Origin of the sequence: Achromobacter aloeverae, assembly GCF_004121055.1 — a bacterium.
GTDB classification, from domain to species: Bacteria; Pseudomonadota; Gammaproteobacteria; order Burkholderiales; family Burkholderiaceae_B; genus Bordetella_C; species Bordetella_C aloeverae.
Genome location: NZ_PYAL01000003.1, coordinates 227449 through 245563, shown reverse-complemented (window position 1 = coordinate 245563; position 18115 = coordinate 227449). Strand labels below are relative to the sequence as shown.

Annotated in this window: 17 protein-coding genes; 7 read left to right on the top strand and 10 right to left on the bottom strand. The window is 67.1% G+C overall.

Features of this window, described 5'->3' with window-relative positions; genetic code table 11:
- The first annotated feature begins 109 nt into the window (after nt 1-109).
- Both C7R54_RS12210 and C7R54_RS12205 read left to right on the top strand, forming a co-directional pair.
- Nucleotides 110-805: a GntR family transcriptional regulator gene (locus tag C7R54_RS12210; protein ID WP_129150710.1), complete on the top strand. Its 696-nt coding sequence runs from the start codon at nt 110-112 to the stop codon at nt 803-805.
- The gene (locus C7R54_RS12205; protein ID WP_129150709.1) at nt 792-1553 is read left to right on the top strand and encodes a 3-oxoacyl-ACP reductase; all 762 of its coding nucleotides are present in this window, start codon (nt 792-794) and stop codon (nt 1551-1553) included. Before C7R54_RS12210 ends, C7R54_RS12205 begins: the two co-directional genes overlap by 14 nt.
- A 62-nt stretch (nt 1554-1615) precedes the next feature.
- Here the strand turns inward: C7R54_RS12205 and C7R54_RS12200 are convergent, their stop codons facing one another.
- The gene (locus tag C7R54_RS12200) at nt 1616-2821 is read right to left on the bottom strand and encodes an aminotransferase class I/II-fold pyridoxal phosphate-dependent enzyme (RefSeq protein WP_129150708.1); all 1206 of its coding nucleotides are present in this window, start codon (nt 2819-2821) and stop codon (nt 1616-1618) included.
- A gap of 121 nt (nt 2822-2942) precedes the next feature.
- On the opposite strand from C7R54_RS12200, the gene C7R54_RS12195 reads away from it, so the two are divergent.
- Complete coding sequence (locus C7R54_RS12195) at nt 2943-3905, top strand: LysR family transcriptional regulator (RefSeq protein ID WP_129150707.1); 963 nt, start codon at nt 2943-2945, stop codon at nt 3903-3905.
- Here C7R54_RS12195 and C7R54_RS12190 read toward each other — a convergent pair.
- The 5 genes from C7R54_RS12190 to C7R54_RS12170 all read right to left on the bottom strand — a co-directional run bounded on the left by C7R54_RS12190 (nt 3892) and on the right by C7R54_RS12170 (nt 10430).
- Nucleotides 3892-4875: a Bug family tripartite tricarboxylate transporter substrate binding protein gene (locus C7R54_RS12190; RefSeq protein WP_129150706.1), complete on the bottom strand. Its 984-nt coding sequence runs from the start codon at nt 4873-4875 to the stop codon at nt 3892-3894. The two genes, C7R54_RS12195 and C7R54_RS12190, sit on opposite strands and share 14 nt — an antisense overlap.
- Nucleotides 4876-4953: 78 nt before the next feature.
- Entirely contained in the window at nt 4954-6603 is a 1650-nt protein-coding gene (locus tag C7R54_RS12185) for a hydantoinase B/oxoprolinase family protein (RefSeq protein ID WP_129150705.1), read from the bottom strand.
- Entirely contained in the window at nt 6600-8714 is a 2115-nt protein-coding gene (locus tag C7R54_RS12180; protein WP_129150704.1) for a hydantoinase/oxoprolinase family protein, read from the bottom strand. The genes C7R54_RS12185 and C7R54_RS12180 overlap by 4 nt, the downstream gene beginning before the upstream one ends.
- Nucleotides 8715-8880: 166 nt before the next feature.
- Nucleotides 8881-9351 (bottom strand): BON domain-containing protein, encoded by a 471-nt coding sequence (locus tag C7R54_RS12175; RefSeq protein ID WP_158021195.1) that lies wholly within the window; start codon nt 9349-9351, stop codon nt 8881-8883.
- Nucleotides 9352-9431: 80 nt separating this feature from the next.
- On the bottom strand, nt 9432-10430 hold the full coding sequence (locus tag C7R54_RS12170) for an SDR family oxidoreductase (RefSeq protein WP_129150702.1): 999 nt from the start codon (nt 10428-10430) through the stop codon (nt 9432-9434).
- Between the two features lie 240 nt (nt 10431-10670).
- Between C7R54_RS12170 and C7R54_RS12165 the strand changes: the two genes are divergently transcribed.
- Entirely contained in the window at nt 10671-11870 is a 1200-nt protein-coding gene (locus tag C7R54_RS12165; protein WP_240039521.1) for a Zn-dependent hydrolase, read from the top strand.
- A 31-nt stretch (nt 11871-11901) separates the two neighbouring features.
- Here the strand turns inward: C7R54_RS12165 and C7R54_RS12160 are convergent, their stop codons facing one another.
- Genes C7R54_RS12160 through C7R54_RS12150 form a run of 3 tightly spaced genes read right to left on the bottom strand, consistent with a single transcriptional unit; the run spans nt 11902 to nt 14498 of the window.
- Nucleotides 11902-12021: a DUF2474 family protein gene (locus C7R54_RS12160; protein ID WP_129150700.1), complete on the bottom strand. Its 120-nt coding sequence runs from the start codon at nt 12019-12021 to the stop codon at nt 11902-11904.
- Nucleotides 12021-13025, bottom strand: coding sequence for a cytochrome d ubiquinol oxidase subunit II (cydB, locus tag C7R54_RS12155; RefSeq protein ID WP_129150699.1), 1005 nt, complete (start codon nt 13023-13025; stop codon nt 12021-12023). The genes C7R54_RS12160 and cydB overlap by 1 nt, the downstream gene beginning before the upstream one ends.
- Before the next feature lie 60 nt (nt 13026-13085).
- Entirely contained in the window at nt 13086-14498 is a 1413-nt protein-coding gene (locus C7R54_RS12150; RefSeq protein WP_129150698.1) for a cytochrome ubiquinol oxidase subunit I, read from the bottom strand.
- Between the two features lie 261 nt (nt 14499-14759).
- Here C7R54_RS12150 and C7R54_RS12145 point away from each other — a divergent pair, with 261 nt between their 5' ends.
- From C7R54_RS12145 to C7R54_RS12135, 3 genes are read left to right on the top strand one after another with little or no spacing between them, the layout of a single operon-like run.
- Nucleotides 14760-15041 carry a FeoA family protein gene (locus C7R54_RS12145; RefSeq protein ID WP_129150697.1) on the top strand — a complete coding sequence of 94 codons (282 nt, stop codon included), beginning with the start codon at nt 14760-14762 and terminating at the stop codon, nt 15039-15041.
- Nucleotides 15034-16857: a ferrous iron transporter B gene (gene feoB / locus C7R54_RS12140; protein ID WP_129150696.1), complete on the top strand. Its 1824-nt coding sequence runs from the start codon at nt 15034-15036 to the stop codon at nt 16855-16857. Before C7R54_RS12145 ends, feoB begins: the two co-directional genes overlap by 8 nt.
- Before the next feature lie 37 nt (nt 16858-16894).
- Nucleotides 16895-17179, top strand: coding sequence for a DUF6587 family protein (locus C7R54_RS12135; protein WP_129150695.1), 285 nt, complete (start codon nt 16895-16897; stop codon nt 17177-17179).
- Nucleotides 17180-17190: 11 nt separating this feature from the next.
- Here the strand turns inward: C7R54_RS12135 and C7R54_RS12130 are convergent, their stop codons facing one another.
- Nucleotides 17191-18111, bottom strand: a complete 921-nt coding sequence (locus C7R54_RS12130; RefSeq protein WP_129150694.1) for a LysR substrate-binding domain-containing protein — start codon at nt 18109-18111, stop codon at nt 17191-17193.
- Nucleotides 18112-18115 lie beyond the last annotated feature (4 nt).

Genomic DNA, 18115 nt, shown 5'->3' with positions numbered 1-18115 from the left:
GTCGGGAATCCCGGCCGCCCGAGGGGCCAGGGTATTATTGGAATACTAGTATACTAGTGTACGTAAAGGCGACGGACCGTACAATACCCACCCGGCAACCGAGCGTCCCATGAAATCCATCCGCAACCAGCGCGCCTCCCGGCGCCCCCTCTCGGACCTTCTCTACGACCAGGTGCTGGAACGCATCCTGTCCGGCGAGCTTGCGCCAGGCGCCAGCATTTCGGAAGCGGAGGTCGGCGCCATGTTCGAGGTCAGCCGCACGCCGATCCGGGAAGTGCTGATCAAGCTGGGCGAGCAGGGGCTGGTGGATGTCTTCCCGCAGGTGGGCACCTTTATCGCCCCCATACGCATCGACGAAGTGATGCAGGCCGCCTTCATCCGCGAAAACCTGGAATGCGCGCTGGTCCGCGAGGCGGCCGGCAAGATGGACCAGGCCGGCATCGACGCCCTGGCGGCGATCCTGCGCGAGCAGGAAATCGCCAAGGAAGCGGGCGACATGGTGCGCTTCTACCAGGCCGACGAAGCCATGCATGCCCGCATCGCCGAGATCGCCGGCAAACCGCGCGTCTGGCGCGTCATCCAGCAATCGAAGATCCATGTGGACCGCGTGCGGCGGCTGGCCCTGAAGCAGAAACTCAAGGCCTCGCTGGTGCTGGAGCAACATCGACGCATCTGCGCCGCCTTGGCGGCCGGGGATGCCGATACCGCCGTCGCCTGCATGCGCGAACACCTGCATGGCGTGTATGAATTCGTGCGCAAGGTGGCGGTGAACGAGATCAAGGAACCCCGCAATGAAGCTCAATGAACAGTGCGTCCTGGTCACCGGCGGCGCGCGCGGACTGGGGGCGGCCATCACGCGCGCGCTGGCGCGCGAAGGCGCCCAGGTAGTCATCAACTACTATCGCAGCGAGGCGGCCGCCCAGGCGTTGGCCCGTGAGCTTGGACCGCGCGTGATCGCCCTGCAGGCCGATGTCACCGACGCCCATTCCGTCGGCGCGCTGTTCGACCAGGCCCTGGCGCAATTCGGGCGGCCCATCGTGGCCGTGGTCAACAACGCGCTGGCCGATTTCCGTTTCGACGGCGACGCCCGTCCCAGGATCGACGAGATCGCCTGGGGGCGGTTCCAGCAGCAAATCGACAGCGCGCTGAAGGGCTGCGTCAACACGCTGCAGGCCGCCGTCCCCGCCATGCGGGCCCTGGGCCATGGACGCATCGTCAACATCGGCACGAATCTTTTCCAGAACCCGGTGGTGCCCTATCACGACTACACCGCCGCCAAGGCCGCGCTGCTGTCCTTGACGCGCACGGCGGCCAACGACCTGGGACCGGACGGTATCACCGTCAACATGGTGTCCGGCGGCCTGCTGCGCGTCACCGATGCCAGCGCCGCCACGCCGGAGGCGGTCTTCGACCTGGTCGCGGGACTGACGCCGCTGCGCAGCGTCACCACGCCGGAAGAACTGGCCGACGTCGTCGCCTTCTTCCTCTCGCCCTGGGCCCGCGCGGTGACGGGCCAGAACCTGATCGTGGATGGCGGGCTGGTCAAGGGTTGAAGGGCGTTGGCCACGGGTGAGGGGGCGGTGCGCCCCGCCCCGCCGGCGTGTCGACGCCCGGCTTACGCCAGCTTCTCGCAGGCACGGCGTACGCGCGCGCAGCCTTCCTCCAGCGTTTCCATGGACGACGCGATGGAAATGCGGAAATGCGGCGACGTGCCGTACGCGGCGCCTTGCAGCACGGCAAGGTTCTCCTCGTCCAGCAGGTAGAGGATCACATCCTCATCCGTCTCCAGCACCTTGCCGCCAGGCGTGCTGCGGCCCAGCAGCGCCGCGCAGGAGGGATACACGTAGAAAGCGCCTTCCGGCAAGGCGCAGGTCACGCCGGGACATGCATTGAGCAAGGCCACGACACGGTCGCGGCGCTGCTGGAAAATGGCGGCGCGTTCCTTGATGAAGTGCTGCGGGCCCATCAACGCCTCGGCCGCCGCGGCCTGGCTGATGGAGCTGGGGTTGGAGGTGCTGTGCGACTGCATTTTGGTCATCGCGTAGACCAGGTCGCGCGGCCCACCGGCGTAGCCGATGCGCCACCCCGTCATCGCATAGGCCTTGGACACGCCGTTCACCGTCAGCGTGCGGTCGTACAGGCGAGGTTCGACCTGGGCGATGGTCTTGAATTTCCGGTCGTCGAAGAGGATGTGCTCAGACATATCATCCGTGAGTATCCAGACGTGCGGATGACGCAACAACACACGGGCCAGCTCCCGCAGCTCGTCCTCGGAATAGACGCAGCCCGCCGGATTGCCGGGCGCGTTGAGGATCAGCCAGCGCGTATTCGGCGTGATGGCCCGCTCCAGCGCATCGGCTTGCAGCTTCAGGCCGTGCCGGGGCGAGCCCTGCACGAAAACGGGCTTGCCGCCGGCCAGCAGCACGATATCCGGATAGGACACCCAGTAAGGCGCGGGAATGATGACCTCGCAGCCTTCCTCGACCGTGCACATCAGCGCGTTGAAGATGACCTGCTTGGCGCCCGTTCCCGCGATCACTTCCTGGCTGCCATATTCCAACCCATTTTCGCGGCGGAACTTGTCGCGGATGGCTGCCTTCAGCTCCGGCGTTCCGCCGATATCGGTGTACTTCGTCCGCGAGGCCCGCATCGCGCGTATCGCGGCCTCCACGACGTTCTCCGGCGTATCGAAGTCCGGTTCGCCGGCCGACAGGCTGACGATGTCGCGGCCTTGCGCCATCAGTTCCCGGGCGCGCTGGCCGGCCATGGAACTGGGAGAGGGTTTGATGCGATGCGTGCGTTGCGCCAGATGGAGTGACATTTTTTTCGGGGAAGAAGCACGTGGGCGGAAGGAAAGCCTTTGAAGCTTACGCCCGCGCCTGTATCCTTTCCATTGAATAATTTATGGCTTTCTTTCGTAAAACACGAATAAAGGACGGACCATGTCCAACCACGTTTCCCTGCGCCATTTGCGCTGCTTCGTGGCGGTCGCCCGCAGCGGTTCCTTCACCGCGGCGGCAGCCCGGCTGTACATGACGCAGTCCTCGCTGACGCACGTGATCCAGCAGTTCGAGGAAGGGATCGGCGTCAAGCTGTTCGACCGCAGCACGCGGCGCGTATCGATGACGGAAGAGGCGGAACGCTACCTGGCCGAGGCCGAGCAGATGATCAAGCGCTTCGATGCCTCCATCGCCGACCTGAAGGCCTTTGCCAGCGTGCAGCGCGGACACCTGCACATCGCCGCCGCGGCATCCATGATCGACTACTACCTCTACAAGGTCATCGAACTCTTTCGCACGCAATTTCCGCAGATCACCGTATCGATACGAGACGCCGGCGCGCAGCAGGTCGAGCAGCTGGTCGCCGAAGGCGCCATCGATTTCGCCGTGGCCTCGCGCCATCGCGGCCTGGAAGACCTGCTCTATACGCCCCTGCTGACAGACCGCTACGGCGTCATCGCCGCCGCCAGCGACCCACTGGCGCGGTCGAGGGCGCCGATGGCATGGACCGATCTCGATCCCGCCAACTATGTGGGCTTCAGCGCCGACACCGGGATCGATTCCTTCCTGCGCAAGCACGCGCGGGGCTTCAAGCAACGCGAAGGCCATCGCAATGAAGCGTCCAGCACCACATCGCTGTTCTCGCTGTTGAAAACCCCGGGCAACTACTCCGTGGTGCCGGCGCTGACGGCGCAGCATGGCTATGCGCACAAGCTGCATTTCCGACCGCTGAAGTCGCCGCAGCTCATGCGCGAGGTCTGCCTGATCTCGCGCCGCCTGCGTTCGCTGTCGCCCGGCGCGGAAGCCTTCCTGGCCATACTGCGCCAGGTGATGCGCGACACGCCCGTGCCGCCTCATGCGCGTATCGCGGGCGCGGCGTCCGCCGACAAGGTCAATCCATCTTGATGCCGGTCTTCTGGATGACGTCCCTCCAGATGGGCGTCTCCGTCTCCATGCGCCGGGCCAGCACGTCGGGCGCGCCACCGGTGATATCGAAGCCCATGTCCCGCATCTTGCTCACCACGTCCGGGTCCTTCAGGGCCTTGTCGAAGGCCTTGTTCAAGGTGCCGACGATGGCCGGCGGCGTGCCGGCCGGCGCCAGGATGCCGTACCACGCCACCAGCTCGTAGCCGGGTATCGCATCCTCGGCGACCGTGGGCAGGTCGGGATAGCCGGGCAGGCGGTTCCTTGTCGTCACCGCCAACGCACGCAGCTTGCCGTCCTTCACCAGCGGCATCGCCTCCGGCATCACCGCGATCATGAATGTGGTCTGGCCACCGATAAGGTCGGTCAGCGCGGGCGCTCCGCCCTTGTAGGGAACGTGGACCAGGGGAAGGCCCAGGGCGCGCTTGTAGAGCTCGCCGCCCAGGTGCGAGGGGGTGCCGCTGCCCGCGGAGGCGAAGCTGAAGGGGCCGCCGGGTCCCTTCAGGATCGCATTCAGTTCCTTGAGCGTATGCGCCTTGCTGCCATTGCCAACCACGATCACGTTGGGCATGGTGCTGGTCATGATGATGGGTGTCAGGTCCTTGCGCGGATCGAAGGGCAGGTTGGAATAGAGGCTGGGATTGACCGCCAGCGCGGTTGATGTCGCCAGGATCAGCGTGTAGCCATCCGGCTTGGATTTCACGACATAGCCGGTTCCGATATTGCTGCCGGCGCCAGGACGGTTTTCGACGATGACGGTCTGCCCCAGTTGTTCACCGACCTTCTGGCCCAGCAGGCGGGCCGTCAGGTCGGTGGAGCCGCCAGCCGGGTAAGGCACGATGATGCGGATGGGTTGGTCGGGATAGGCCGCTTGCGCCGACACCGCACAGAAAAAGGTCGATAGCGCGAACGCGCCGCGCGCGAAAAACTGCCGGACCGCGGATTGCTTCATGATTTCCCCTTGCGTTATGTATTGAACAAACGTATTGAACAAAAAAAGGCGCGCGAAGATTCGCGCGCCCCTCCTGCATCAAGCCTGCCGGCCTGCATACCCTTGCCGGACGTCGTGTTCGGCATGGCGGTCATCCCGTTCCCGCGGCGGTCCGTATCCGCCGCCGCCGGGCGTGCGCAGGATGATCTCGTCTCCCGGCTTCACCCAATGGGTCTTGCGGTTGTCGATAGTCTCGCCGTTGATCAGTACCTCCCCGCACGCTCCCTCGCCGCCGCCCGCGATGCCGGGCGCCGGAATCCGGGTCCGTTCGGTCATGAAGATTACCGACATCGGCGTGGCATGGCGGCTGACGAAGCACACTTCCTCCCCCAGCCCGCCACGATGCCGGCCCGCCCCGCCGGAGTCTCCCCGCAAGGCCTTGTACTTGAAGAGCAGCGGCGCCTCGCGCTCGGCGACCTCCACCGGCGTGGGCGAGATGTTGCTGGGCCACGCCATCACCGAAGCGCCGTCCTTGCGCGCCGATCCCCCCATGCCGCCGTTGTAGAACAGCACCGTGGCGAAGGGCTTGCCGTTCTCCCGGGTACCGCTGAAGTTGGCGACCCACAGGGGCGAACCCGCGCCGCCGATGACGGCCTCCGGCAGCACCTGGACCATGGCGCCGAACACGACCGTGGGCACGTAGTGGCCGGTGCAGGAACGGCCGCCCACCGGCGCTGGCTGCCGCGGATTGAGCAGCGAACCTTCCGGCGCGGTGACCGCGATGGGACGGAACAGGCCATCGTTGTTGGGCAGGTCGGGCAGCAGCAAGGCCTTGATGGCATAGGCGGACATGGCCATCGTATAGGCCATCACGCAATTGATGCCGCGCGGCTGCTGCGGCGACGTGCCCGTATAGTCGCAAGTGATGGTGTCGCCCTCGATGCGCAGTTCGATGGCGTAGCGGAACGGCTCCTCGAAGCCGTCGGTCTGCATTTCGTAGCGGTACTTGCCATCGGGCAGCGCCTGGATGGCGGCGCGCATCGCCGCCTCGCTGCGCTCGAACAGCGCGTGCGCCAGCGGGTCTATCCCGTCCATGCCATATTCGCCAAGCAGGGCGTCCAGGCGCCGCCCGATCAGCTCAAGCGCGCCGACCTGGGCCCATATGTCGCCCACGGTCTGTTCCGGCGTGCGCACGTTGGTGCGCAGCAGCTCCAGCAAGGTGGGATCGTCCTTGCCCTGGCGCAGGAAATACATCAAGGGCATGTGGAAGCCTTCCTCGAACAGCTCGCGGGTATCGACGGACCGTATCTTGCCGCCGATGTCGGGCACGTGCGCCGTGGAAGCCGCGAACGCCACCAGCCGGCCCTGGTGGAACAGGGGCTTGATCATCGTCACGTCATTGAGGTGACCGGTGCCTATCCACGGGTTGTTGGTGATGAATACATCGCCCGGCCGCATGTTCTCCGCGCCGAAGCGTGCGATGACGGCCTGCGCGGTACGAGGCAGCGTGCCGATGAAGGACGGGATGCTGCCACTGTTCTCCGACAGCGAACGGCCCCGCGAGTCCGTCAACACCACGGCGAAGTCGTTGGCCTCGGTCGACAGCGTCGAGAACGACGTGCGCACGATCATCTTGGCGGCTTCGTTGACGATGGACCGGATGCGCGCCCAGAACACTTCGAGGAAGATGGGATCCTCGGCCAAGTCCGCCAGGTCGGCCAGACCGGCCGGTTGGGTTTGCTGCTTCATGCCTGCTCCAGGATTTCGACGATCAGGTTGCCGGTGGCGGATTGGGTGACGCGCCCGCGCGGCCCCACCACCAGGGTGGAGCCTTCGTCCTCGACCAGCAGCGGCCCGTCGGCCCGGAAGCCGGCGCGCAGGGCGCCGCGGTCGAAGACCGGGGTATCCACGTAGTCACCGCTCTCGCGGAAATAGACCGGACGCCGTGCCTTGGGCGCGGGCGCCGCGCCGGCGGCGACGCCCTCGTCGCGGGGCACCTCGCGCGGCGGCGCCTCGCCGGAGACGCGCAGGTTGAGCAGTTCGATCGGCACATCGGGCGGCGTGCGGCCGAACTTTTCGCGGTAGGCGTCCTCGAACGCGGCGAGCAGGGCCTTGCGGACCGCCTCCTCGTCCCCCGCGCCGCTGCCCCCCTCGGAGCCATAGGGGCCAGGCGGCAAAGGCACCGTCAGGGTGAAGCCCTGTCCGACGAAACGGCCGTCGGCATATCGCGACAAGCGCACCGGCCCGAAGGTCGCTTCCAGGGCCTGCAAGGATTGCAGCACCTGGGCCTCCAGGTCGGTATAGGCGTTTTCCAGCACGCCCAGCGAATCGCTGCCGGGCCTCACGCTGACCGTGCGGGACCGGTCGGCGCGCGCGGGCGCCACCAGCAGGCCGTAGGCCGACGCCACGCCTGCCGCGGGCGGGCACACGAGGGTGCGCACGCCTATTTTCTGAGCCACGTAGTAGCCGTGCAGCGGACCGCCGCCGCCGGTGCACAACAGCACGAAATCGCGCGGGTCGCGGCCGCGCTCGGCCACGTGCACGCGGGCGGCGCCGGCCATATTCTCGGCAACGATGTCATGGATACCCCATGCGGCGCCGACCACGTCGCGGCCAACCGAGTCGCCCACGCGCGCCAGTTCGCGCCGCGCCTGGTCCAGGTCGATGGACATGGTGCCGCCGGCGAAGTAGTCCGGATTCAAGTAGCCGAGCAGCAGATTGGCGTCGGTCACGGTGGCGTCGGCGCCGCCGCGGCCATAGCAGGCCGGGCCAGGTTCGGAACCCGCGCTCTGCGGGCCGACCTTCAGCAGGCCCAGCGCGTCGCGATGGGCGATGCTGCCGCCTCCCGCGCCGATCTCGATCAGGTCGACGGTGGTGATGCGTATAGGCAGGCCGCTGCCCTCGGCGAAACGTTTCTGGCGCGCCGCCTCGAAGCCGTAGGCGATGGCGGGATTGCCGTTCTCGACCAGGCACAGCTTGGCCGTCGTGCCGCCCATGTCGAACGCGAGCAGGTTGGACAGCGAATCGCGCAAGCTGTAGTGCGATGCGGAGATGGCGCCGGCGGCCGGGCCGGATTCCAGCAGTTCGATAGGCGTGCGACGAGCCTCGTCGACGTGGCACAGGCCGCCATTGGACAGCATCATCAGCACGTCGGTGGGCAGGCCCTGCTTGCCCAGGCGCTCCTGCAGCGAGGTCAGGTAGCGAGAAGCCAGCGGCTTGATGTAGGCATTGGCGCAAGTGGTGGACATCCGTTCGAACTCACGGATCACCGGCGCGACATCGCTGGACAGCGTAATCTCCAGCCCGGGGAAATGGCGCGCCAGGATGTCCCGCGCCGCGACCTCGTGACGCGGATCGACGTAGGCATGCAGCAGGCATACCGCCAGCGACCGGACGCCCTCGTCGACCAGCGGCTGCACCGCGCGGCACACGTCGTCCGCGTCGACCGGGGCGAGTTCCCCGCCACCGGCATCCATGCGCGCGCCGATCTCCGCGCGCCAACGCCGCTGCACCAGGGCCGGCGCCGCCTCGATATGCAGGTCGTACAGGTCGTATTTGCGTTCGTTGCCGATTTCCAGCACGTCGCGGAAGCCGCGCGTGGTCAACAGACCCGTCGGCTCGCCGCGCCGCTCGATCAGCGCGTTGGTGAACAGGGTGGTGGCGTGCACGATGCGACGGACGTCGCCAGGCACGATGCCGCATTGCCCGATCAACGTCCGCACGCCATCGGCCACGCCCTGCGCGGGGTCGCCGTGGGTGGTCAAGACCTTGAGCGTGCGCAGGCCGCCACCCTTGTAGTTCAGGGCCACCACGTCCGTGAACGTGCCCCCGATATCGATACCGATAGCCCAAGCTGACACCGCGCCGCTCCTTGATTCCGTGTGGGATATGGCGCAGATGATAGGGAATGGGTTTCCGGCAATCCAACGAAAATTCTCGAAGGATTATTCGTTTTTTTATAAAAATACAGGATTACCCTGAGTGGCTGCGGCAGCCATCAAGCCGAAATGCGACCGCCCCGCTTCGTCAGGAAGGAGAGCCGCCTTGCAAGCCGGGCACGGCCCCCGGCTCGTCATGCACGGTGAGATGATCCGCCACCGCGCGTACGCCCGGCACGGCCTTCACCGTGCCGAGGACCGACTCATGCTCCGCGGCCAGGACCTGGCCGGCCAGGCTGGCTATGCCATCATTGACGGACACATCGATGGCGCCGCGACTGCTGACGACGTGCCCCAGCGCGGCGCGTATGCGCTCCACCAATATCTCGTCGTCGACCGCGCCGGCGGCCGTGCTGGCGTGGCGCTCCGCCGCCGCCCCGTGCAGCCGGTCCGCGACATGCCTGGCTTCGCCTTGCAGGCAATGGCTGAGGTCGCTGCACGCCGAGCGCAAGCGGTCGTTCAGGTGCGCCCGGCGGCGCCTGCCCGAATCCGGGTCCAGGTAATACATCGCGACGGCGCCCAGGGCGGCCGCTTTTATGCAATGGATGAGGTCTTTCATATCGGTCTCGCGTCCTTGCGTGGGTAGGGGTGGCAATCCGCGCGACATCCAGCAAGCAACGTTCCAACGCCGGCGCCCGGTCAGCGCCGGCGTTTGCTCAACCATAGGCAGGCGGCAAGGACGCCGGCGCCCGCCAGCCAGCCCCGGTGCGTATCCAGCCACAAGGTGCGGCTATACGGCCGGGCCTGGGCATCGAAGGACCCATGGCTGCGGTGCAGCCTGCGCACGGGTTCGCGCAGATTGTCGGGCCGTCCCGGCGGGACCCGCGTCGCGCGCTGCTGCATCCGGTACCCCACGCGGCCCAGATAGCGGTCCAGCAGGCCGGGGAAGAACTTGTTGGCGACGATGGCCTGCACCGTGGACAGGCCCACGTAGACCTCGCGGCGCCGGTGCGTGGCGGCCCACACGATGGCATGGGCCGCCACCTCCGGCTGGTAGATGGGCGCGACCGGCTGCGGTTCGCCCGCCATGTGGCATTGCGCCCAATCGAACTGGGGCGTGTTAAGCGCCGGCATCTGCACCATCGTCAGATGCACCGGCACGCGGTCGTGCAGCAGTTCGCAGCGCACCGCATCGGTGAAACCGCGTATCGCATGCTTGGCGCCGCAATAAGCCGATTGCAGCGGTATGGACCGATAGGCCAGGGCCGAACCCACCTGTACGATGCAACCGCGCCGGCGTTCCCGCATGCGTCGCAGGGCGGCCATGGTGCCGTAAACATAGCCGAGATACGTCACGTCCGTGATGCGGGCGTAGTCGGCGGGGTGGATGAGCTCCAGCGGCGAGAACGTCGTCAGCATCGCATTGTTGACCCACACATCGATCGGCCCCAGCTCCGCTTCCACACGCGCCGCCGCGTCCTCCACCGCATCGGCGTCGCTTACGTCCACGGCAAGCGGCAAGGCGCGGACGCCGGCGCGCCGCGCCTGTTCCGCAACGTCTTCCAGTGCCTGAGGGTCGCGCGCCAGCAAGGCCACGCTGGCGCCATGGCGCGCGAAGGCCAGCGCCGTCGCGCGTCCCACGCCCGCGCTGGCGCCGGTGATCACGACGACGCGGGGATGATGGCGGGTATGAAGCATAAAATTCTCCAATGCGGCCGGCCCATGCACCAGGGACACCGCGGGCGGCCACCTACTTCCGAAGCACGGTGCGCGCGGCGAAAAACGGCGATGCCGGCTGCAATTACCGTACCGCGGGCGCCCCCCGGGGCTATCCTGCTATCCTGGCCGCGTCCCTTCCATCGCAAGCACATCGAGAGTGATCACGTGACTGACCCGCAAGACGTACGAATCAACGGCAAGCGCCTTTGGCAATCCCTGATGGACCTGGCCAGGATAGGCGCCACGCCCAAGGGCGGCAACTGCCGCCTGGCCCTGACCGACCTGGACCGGGAAGGCCGCGACCTGGTGGCGGGATGGATGCGCGACGCGGGCCTGGAAGTCACGATCGACCAGATCGGCAACATCTTCGGCCGCCGCGCCGGCCGCAACCCCGGCCTTCCCGCCATCGCCACCGGCAGCCATATCGATACCCAGCCTACCGGCGGCCGCTTCGACGGCTGCTACGGCGTGATGGCGGGCCTGGAGGTCATGCGTACCTTGCAGGAGCAGGGCATCGTCACCGAAGCGCCGTTGGAGCTGGTCATCTGGACCAACGAGGAAGGCAGCCGTTTCGTGCCGTTCATGATGGGGTCGGCCGTGTATTGCGGCAAGCTGCCGCTCGACACCGCGCTGGATACGCCCGATCTCGAAGGCCTGCGCGTCGGCGACGAGTTGCGGCGCATCGGTTATGCAGGCACCGCGCCGGTTACGCGCCGGTCGTTCGGCCGCTATTTCGAGGCGCATATCGAGCAAGGCCCCATCCTGGAAGCCGAGGACACCGTGATCGGCGTGGTCTCCGGCTCGCTGGGCATGCACTGGTACGACGTCACGGTTTCCGGCATCGAGGCCCATGCGGGTCCCACGCCCATGCCGCTGCGCCGCGATGCCCTGTATGCGTCGACATTCATCATGCAGCAGGTCATCGAGATCGCCAATGAGTATGCGCCGCATGGTCGCGGCACGGTGGGGCTGGTGCAGGTGCGCCCGAACTCGCGCAACGTCATCCCCGGATCGGTGATGTTCAGCATCGACATCCGCCATGAGGACGCGGCCAGGCTGGCCGAGATGGATGCCCGCGTGCAGGGCGTCATCCGCGACGTGGCCGAAGGCAGGACCACGGGCCACGCGATGCCGGTGGACGTCAAGAAAACGGCGTTCTTCCCGCCCACGCCCTTCGCCGCCGACATGGTGGCAACCGTGCGCGAACAGGCGACGCTACGCGGCTACAGCGCCATGGACATCGTGACCGGCGCCGGCCACGACGCCGTCAACATCGCCGGCATGCTGCCCACGTCGATGATCTTCGTTCCCTGCAAGGACGGTATCAGCCACAACGAAATCGAGGACGCCGATCCCGTGCACCTGGAGGCGGGTGCCAACGTGCTGCTGGGCGCCATGCTGGCGCACGCCGGGAAGTGACGCCCGCGCGGGCCTGGCGCGCGGTGTCATGTCAGGCTCGCACGGCGCCCAGCATCAGCAGCTTGAAGAGGAAGGCGACGGCGCCGGCGGTGGCGACGCCCGCCGCCCACAGCGCCACCATCCACGCGGCATTGCGCCAGCGCGCCGCCATCAGTGATACCCCGCGTCGCCAGCCACCTTGCCGCGAAATACCCAGTAGGACAAGGCGGTATAGGCAAGGATGACCGGCAGGACGACGATCACGCCTACCAGGGCGAAGCCCTGGCTGGAACGGGGCGACGACGCCTGCCAGATATCCAGCGCCCCCGGCAGGATATAGGGGAAGATGCTGAGCACCAGGCCGCTGAAGCCCAGGAACACGATGCCGATTGCCCAGGCGAAAGGCTGGCGATCGTCGCCGCGGCGGGTCGCGCGGAAAATCGCCGCGATGGCCACCAGCAGCAGGACCGGCACCGGCGCGAAATAGAGGAAATTGTCCGCATCGAACCAGCGCTGCGCCACCCGCGGCTGCGCCAGCATCGTCCAGGCGCTGACCACGGCGATGACCGCCAGCAGCAGCAGGGACAAGGGCCGCATCACCGCTTGCAGCTTGCGCTGCAGGTCGCCCTCGGTTTTGCCGATCAGCCAGCCGCAACCCAGGCAGGCGTAGGTAACGCACAACCCCAGTCCGCAAAAGAAGCTGAAAGGGGACAACCACTCCATGCCGTTGCCGGCATAGCGTCCGTCGCTCATGGGGATGCCTTGCAGCAGGGTACCCAACACCGTGCCCTGGCAGAAGGTGGCCAGCGTGGACCCGCCCATGAAGGCCAGGTCCCAGGCATGGCGAGTGCGCTGGGCCTTCGCCCGCAGTTCGAAGGCCGCGCCGCGAAAGATCAGGCCGCACAGCATCAGGACCAGCGGCAGGTAGGTCGCCGACAACAGGCCGCCATAGACCGCGGGAAAGGCCGCATAAAGGCCCGCGCCGCCCAGCACCATCCACGTTTCGTTGCCGTCCCACACGGGGGCGACGCTATGCATCATGAGCTGGCGCTCATGTTCGCGCGGAAAGAGCGGGTACAACAGGCCGATCCCAAGGTCGAAGCCATCGAGGACGACATAGATGAGAACGCCGAGCGCGATGACGGCGGCCCAGACGGTAGGCAGATCGATAACCATGATGCTTGGATTCCAGATGCTGGCTCAGCGGGTTCAGCGGGTTCAGCGGGTTCAGCGGGTTCAACGGGCCGCCGTATTGCCCAGGGCGGCGGCCAGCGCATCGTGCTCCAGCGCGGGCGGCACGGCGGAACTCGGCCGCCCATCATGGTGGGCCACCGGCTGGGGCCCCTTGCCCAGCAGCTTGAGCATGTAATAGATGCCGCCGCCGAAGACGGCGAAATAGACCACCACGAACAACAGCAGCGACGTGCCCAGCTGTTGCGCGCTGACGGGGCCCACGCCCTGCGCCGTGCGCATCAGGCCATAGACCACCCAGGGCTGGCGTCCCACTTCAGTGGTGACCCAGCCCGCCAGCAGCGCGACCAGACCCGACGGCCCCATCGCCACGGCGAAGCGCAGGAACGCGCGCGATTCGTACAGGCGCTTGCCGCGCCGCAGCAGGGCCCCCAGCACGCCGAGCAGCAACATCAGCATGCCCAGTCCCACCATGACGCGGAAGCTCCAGAACACGATGGTGGCGTTGGGCCTGTCCTCCGGCGCGAAGGACTTCAGCCCCGCGATCTTGCCGTCCCAGCTATGGGTCAGGATCAGGCTGCCCAGGCGCGGCACCTCCAGCGCATGGCGGGTTTCCTCGCGCTTCATGTCGGGAATGCCGAACAGGTTCAGCGGGGTGCCGTTTTCATGGGTGTCCCACAAGCCTTCTATCGCGGCGATCTTGGCCGGCTGGTGCTTCAGGGTATTCAATCCGTGCGCGTCGCCCACGACGATCTGCAAGGGGGCCAGAACCAGGATCATCCACAACGACAGCGACAAGGCCCGGCGCGTCGACTCGCGCGCGCCCTTGCGCAGCAGTTGCCAGGCCGAGGCCGCGCAGACGATCAACGCGGCGACCAGGAAGGCCGCCAAGCCCATGTGCGCCAGCCGGTAGGGGAAGGAGGGATTGAAGACGATCTGCCACCAGTCCTCGGGCACGATGCGTCCGTCCTCGATGCGCACGCCTTGCGGCGTCTGCATCCAGCTATTCGAGGACAGGATCCAGAACATGGAGATCAGGGTTCCCACCGCCACCATGAGCGTCGCGCCGAAATGCGCCTTGGGGCTCACCTTGCGCCAGCCGAACAGCATGATGCCCAGGAAGCCGGCCTCCAGGAAGAACGCCGTCAATACCTCGTAGGTCAGCAGCGGCCCGGTAACGGCGCCGGCGAAGTCCGCGAAGCCCGCCCAGTTGGTGCCGAACTGATAGCTCATCACCACGCCGGACACCACGCCCAGCCCGAAGGACAAGGCGAAGACCTTGGACCAGAAAAAGTACATCTCGCGGTAGACCTCGCGCCGGGTCTTGAGCCATGCGCCCTCCAGCACCGCGAGAAAGCTGGCGAGCCCGATGCTGATGGCGGGAAAAACGATGTGGAAGGAAACCGTGAACGCGAACTGGAAACGCGCGAGGTCGAGAGCGGAAGGGGAGAACGTCATGACAGCGGAGCTCGTATAGCGCTCGTGCAAGGAAAACGGCGGGAGCGCCGTTTCCGCGGGCTGATGAAAATTCTATGTTGCCGCGCCGCATACGCACCATTGGACAGATTGTCATTGGACACTTTGTCCCACCACGCGGGGCCGGCCGCCGCATTGACCTGGCGCAAGACATGACACGATTTCGACGCGGCGGGTGTATGCTAGAAAAGATTCTCATCCGCATCTGGCTTTCAGATCTCGTTTTCCCCCCTGGCTTCCCGCATGTCCTCCCTCCGCCTTTCTCAACTGGCCACGCACGATCACGCCGTGGTCGAACAGGTGCTCGATATCAGCGCGCCCGACCCCGTGGCCGCCCGCCTGCGCGACCTGGGCTTCGTGCCGGGGGAGCCCGTGCGGCTCGCGGCCAGGGGGCCGTTCGGCGGCGACCCGCTGCTGGTCGCCATCGGCACCACGCGCTTCGCATTGCGGCGCAACGAAGCCGAGCGGGTCGTGGTCGTCCGGGCGGTCGTCCCGGCGGTCGAATGTGAGGCCCACCATGCATGACGCTGCGCTCCGGCTGGCGCTGGTCGGCAACCCGAACGCCGGCAAGACGGCCTTGTTCAATCGCCTGACGGGCGGGCGCCAGAAGGTGGCGAATTATGCCGGCGTGACGGTGGACCGCAAGGAAGGGCGCTTCACCACGCCAGGTGGACGCCCGATACGCGTGCTGGACCTGCCCGGCACCTATAGCTTCGCCACGGCCAGCATCGACGAGCGCATCACCACATCGGTGCTGCGCGGCGACTATCCCGGAGAGCGACGGCCCGACGCCATCGTCTTCGTCGCGGACGCCACCAACCTGCGCCTGCACCTGCGCCTGTTGCTGGAGGCGCGGCGGCTGGGCCTGCCCGTGATCGTCGCGCTCAACATGGCGGACGAGGCCAGGCGGCGCGGTATTCGCATCGATGTCGCGCGGCTGTCCGCTCGGCTGGGCATGCCGGTCGTCGAAACCGTCGCCGTGCGCCGCGACGGCGTGCAGGCGCTGGTGGCGAGGCTGGACGACGACCTGCCCGAGTCCGCCGCCATCGAGGACAGCGGCGACCTGCACGCCGACGTGCGCGCGCTGCTGGCCGACACCGTGCGGCTGCCGGCGACGTCCGTCACCTTGACCGACCGCATCGATCGCTGGGCGCTGCATCCCGTGATCGGGTACCTGGTGCTGGCCCTGGTCATGTTCCTCACGTTCCAGGCGGTCTACGCCATCGGCAAGCCCCTGACCGACGCCATCGCCGACGGCATGGGCTGGCTGGGCGACACGCTGACGGCCGGCCTGGGCGACGGGCCGCTCAAGGGCCTGCTGCGCGAAGGCCTGTTCGGCGGGCTCGGCACGGTACTCGGCTTCCTGCCGCAGATCCTGACGCTGTTCTTCTTCATCCTGGTCCTGGAGGAATCCGGGTACCTGCCGCGCGCGGCGTTCCTGCTGGATCGCGTCATGCTGTCCGTCGGGCTCACCGGCCGCGCCTTCATCCCGCTGCTGTCCAGCTTCGCCTGCGCCATCCCCAGCATCATCGGGACGCGCAGCATTCCCGACCGGCGCGACCGGCTGGTGACCATACTGGTCGCGCCCTTGATGACCTGCTCCGCGCGGCTGCCGGTCTATGCGCTGCTGATCGGCGCTTTCGTACCGATGCGGCCCGTGCTGGGCATTTTCAACCTGCAGGGCGCCGTGTTGTTCGCGCTCTACGCCAGCGGCGTCGCGGCCGCGCTGGGCGTGGCGTACGTGGGCAAGCGGCTGCGCCGCCGCCACCACGAGTCCGCGCTGATCATGGAGCTGCCCACCTACCGCTTGCCGAAATGGCGCGATATCGGCATCGGCCTCTGGTCGCGCGCCTGGATCTTCCTCAGGCGGCTGACGGGCGTCATGCTGGCGCTCACCATCATCATGTGGTTCATCGCCACGTTTCCGGGCGCGCCGGCCAATGCCACCGAGCCGGCGATCGAGTACAGCCTGGCCGGCATCATCGGCCAGTGGATACAACCGCTGTTCGCGCCGCTGGGCTTCAACTGGCAGATCACCCTGGCCCTGATTCCGGCGTTCGCCGCCCGCGAATCGGCGGTGGCGACGCTGGGCACCGTGTACAGCGTCGCCGAAGGACAGGACGCCGCCCTGGGCAGCATGCTGGCCGGTAATTTCTCCATCGCCACGGCGCTGGCGCTGATGGTGTGGTTCGCCTTCGCGCCGCAATGCATGTCGACCCTCGCCATCATCAAGCGCGAGACCGGCAGCCGGCGCATGGTGTGGCTGTCTTTCGGCTACATGTTCGTGTTGGCCTACGTGGCGTCCTTCGTCACCTACCGGCTGGCGGGGTGGGTGCTGTGAGCCCGCCGGAGGCCGCGCAGCGACAGGAGGGTAGTCAATGAACGCGACCGCGATCTCGTGGCAATACACCGTGGTGGCCATCGTGCTGGCGTTCGCCGTCACGGGCGTGTTGCTCCATCTCTTTCCGCGGCTGCACGGACGGGCGCGCGGCCTGTTGGGCAAGCTGCTGTCGCATCGTCGCCTGCCGGGTGTCGTGCGCCGCGCGGCGCGACGCCTGGACGACGGCCCGCGCGGCGGCTGCGCCGGCTGCGACAACCAGGGCGCCCCGCCGCGCGCCATCGCGACGGTCGCCATGCCGGCCACGCGCCGGCGCAAGCCGTAGGCCGGCCGCCTTCATCCCGCCGCCTTCAACACCGGCGCCAGCTGCGCCAGGTCCATGTTCAACTGGATGCGCATGCTGCGCAGGAAGGCCTTGGCGTTCTCCGACAGCGGATTGCCGGGACGGAACACCAGCAGGGTGCAGAAGAAAACCTCCAGCGCGAACGGCCGCAGCACGACTCCCCGTTGCAGGTAGTCCAGGCCCATCACCGGGTGCACCAGCCCCATGCCCAGCCCGCGCATCGCCAGTTCGCAGATGGTGTTGGAATAGGGCGTCTCCAGTATCGGGCTGAGCTCGAACCCTTGTTCGTGCAGCATCGCCTCCAGGCGGCGGCGGCTGGCGTCCTCGGGGTTGAGCGCGATGAAGGGATGGTCGCCCAGATCGGCCGGCTCGATCACGGGCTTGCGCGCCAGGGGGTGCGTCGCCGCCATGGCCACGACCCCCGGCACGCGCAGGAATTCGGAATGCTCCAACCCTGAGACATCGAGCTCGTCGGCCATCAATCCGAAGTCCAGCTGCCCCGCCAGGACCCGCTGGTAGACCTCGCGCGAGCTCAGGATCTGGAACGACAGCTGGACCCGTCGGGTGGCCAGTTCGAAATGCGCGATGGCCCGCGGCATGAAACCAGTGCCCAGGGCCGGCAGCGCTCCCACCGCCAGCCTGCCCAGGCCGAACGACTTCAAGCTGCGTATCCGGTGCTCGATCATCTCGAAACCGGAAAAGCAGCGGTCCACCTCCTCGATCAAGGCAGTGGCTTCCTGCGTGGGCACCAGCCGTCCGCGCACCCGTTCGAACAGGCGCAACTCCGCCGCCGTTTCCAGCCGCCGTATGGCCTGGCTCACCGCAGGTTGCGAGATACCCAGCAGGTGGGCCGCCTTGCTGGTGGTCCCGGCGCGCATGACCGCCCGGAACACCTGGATTTCGCGCATATCCATCTAT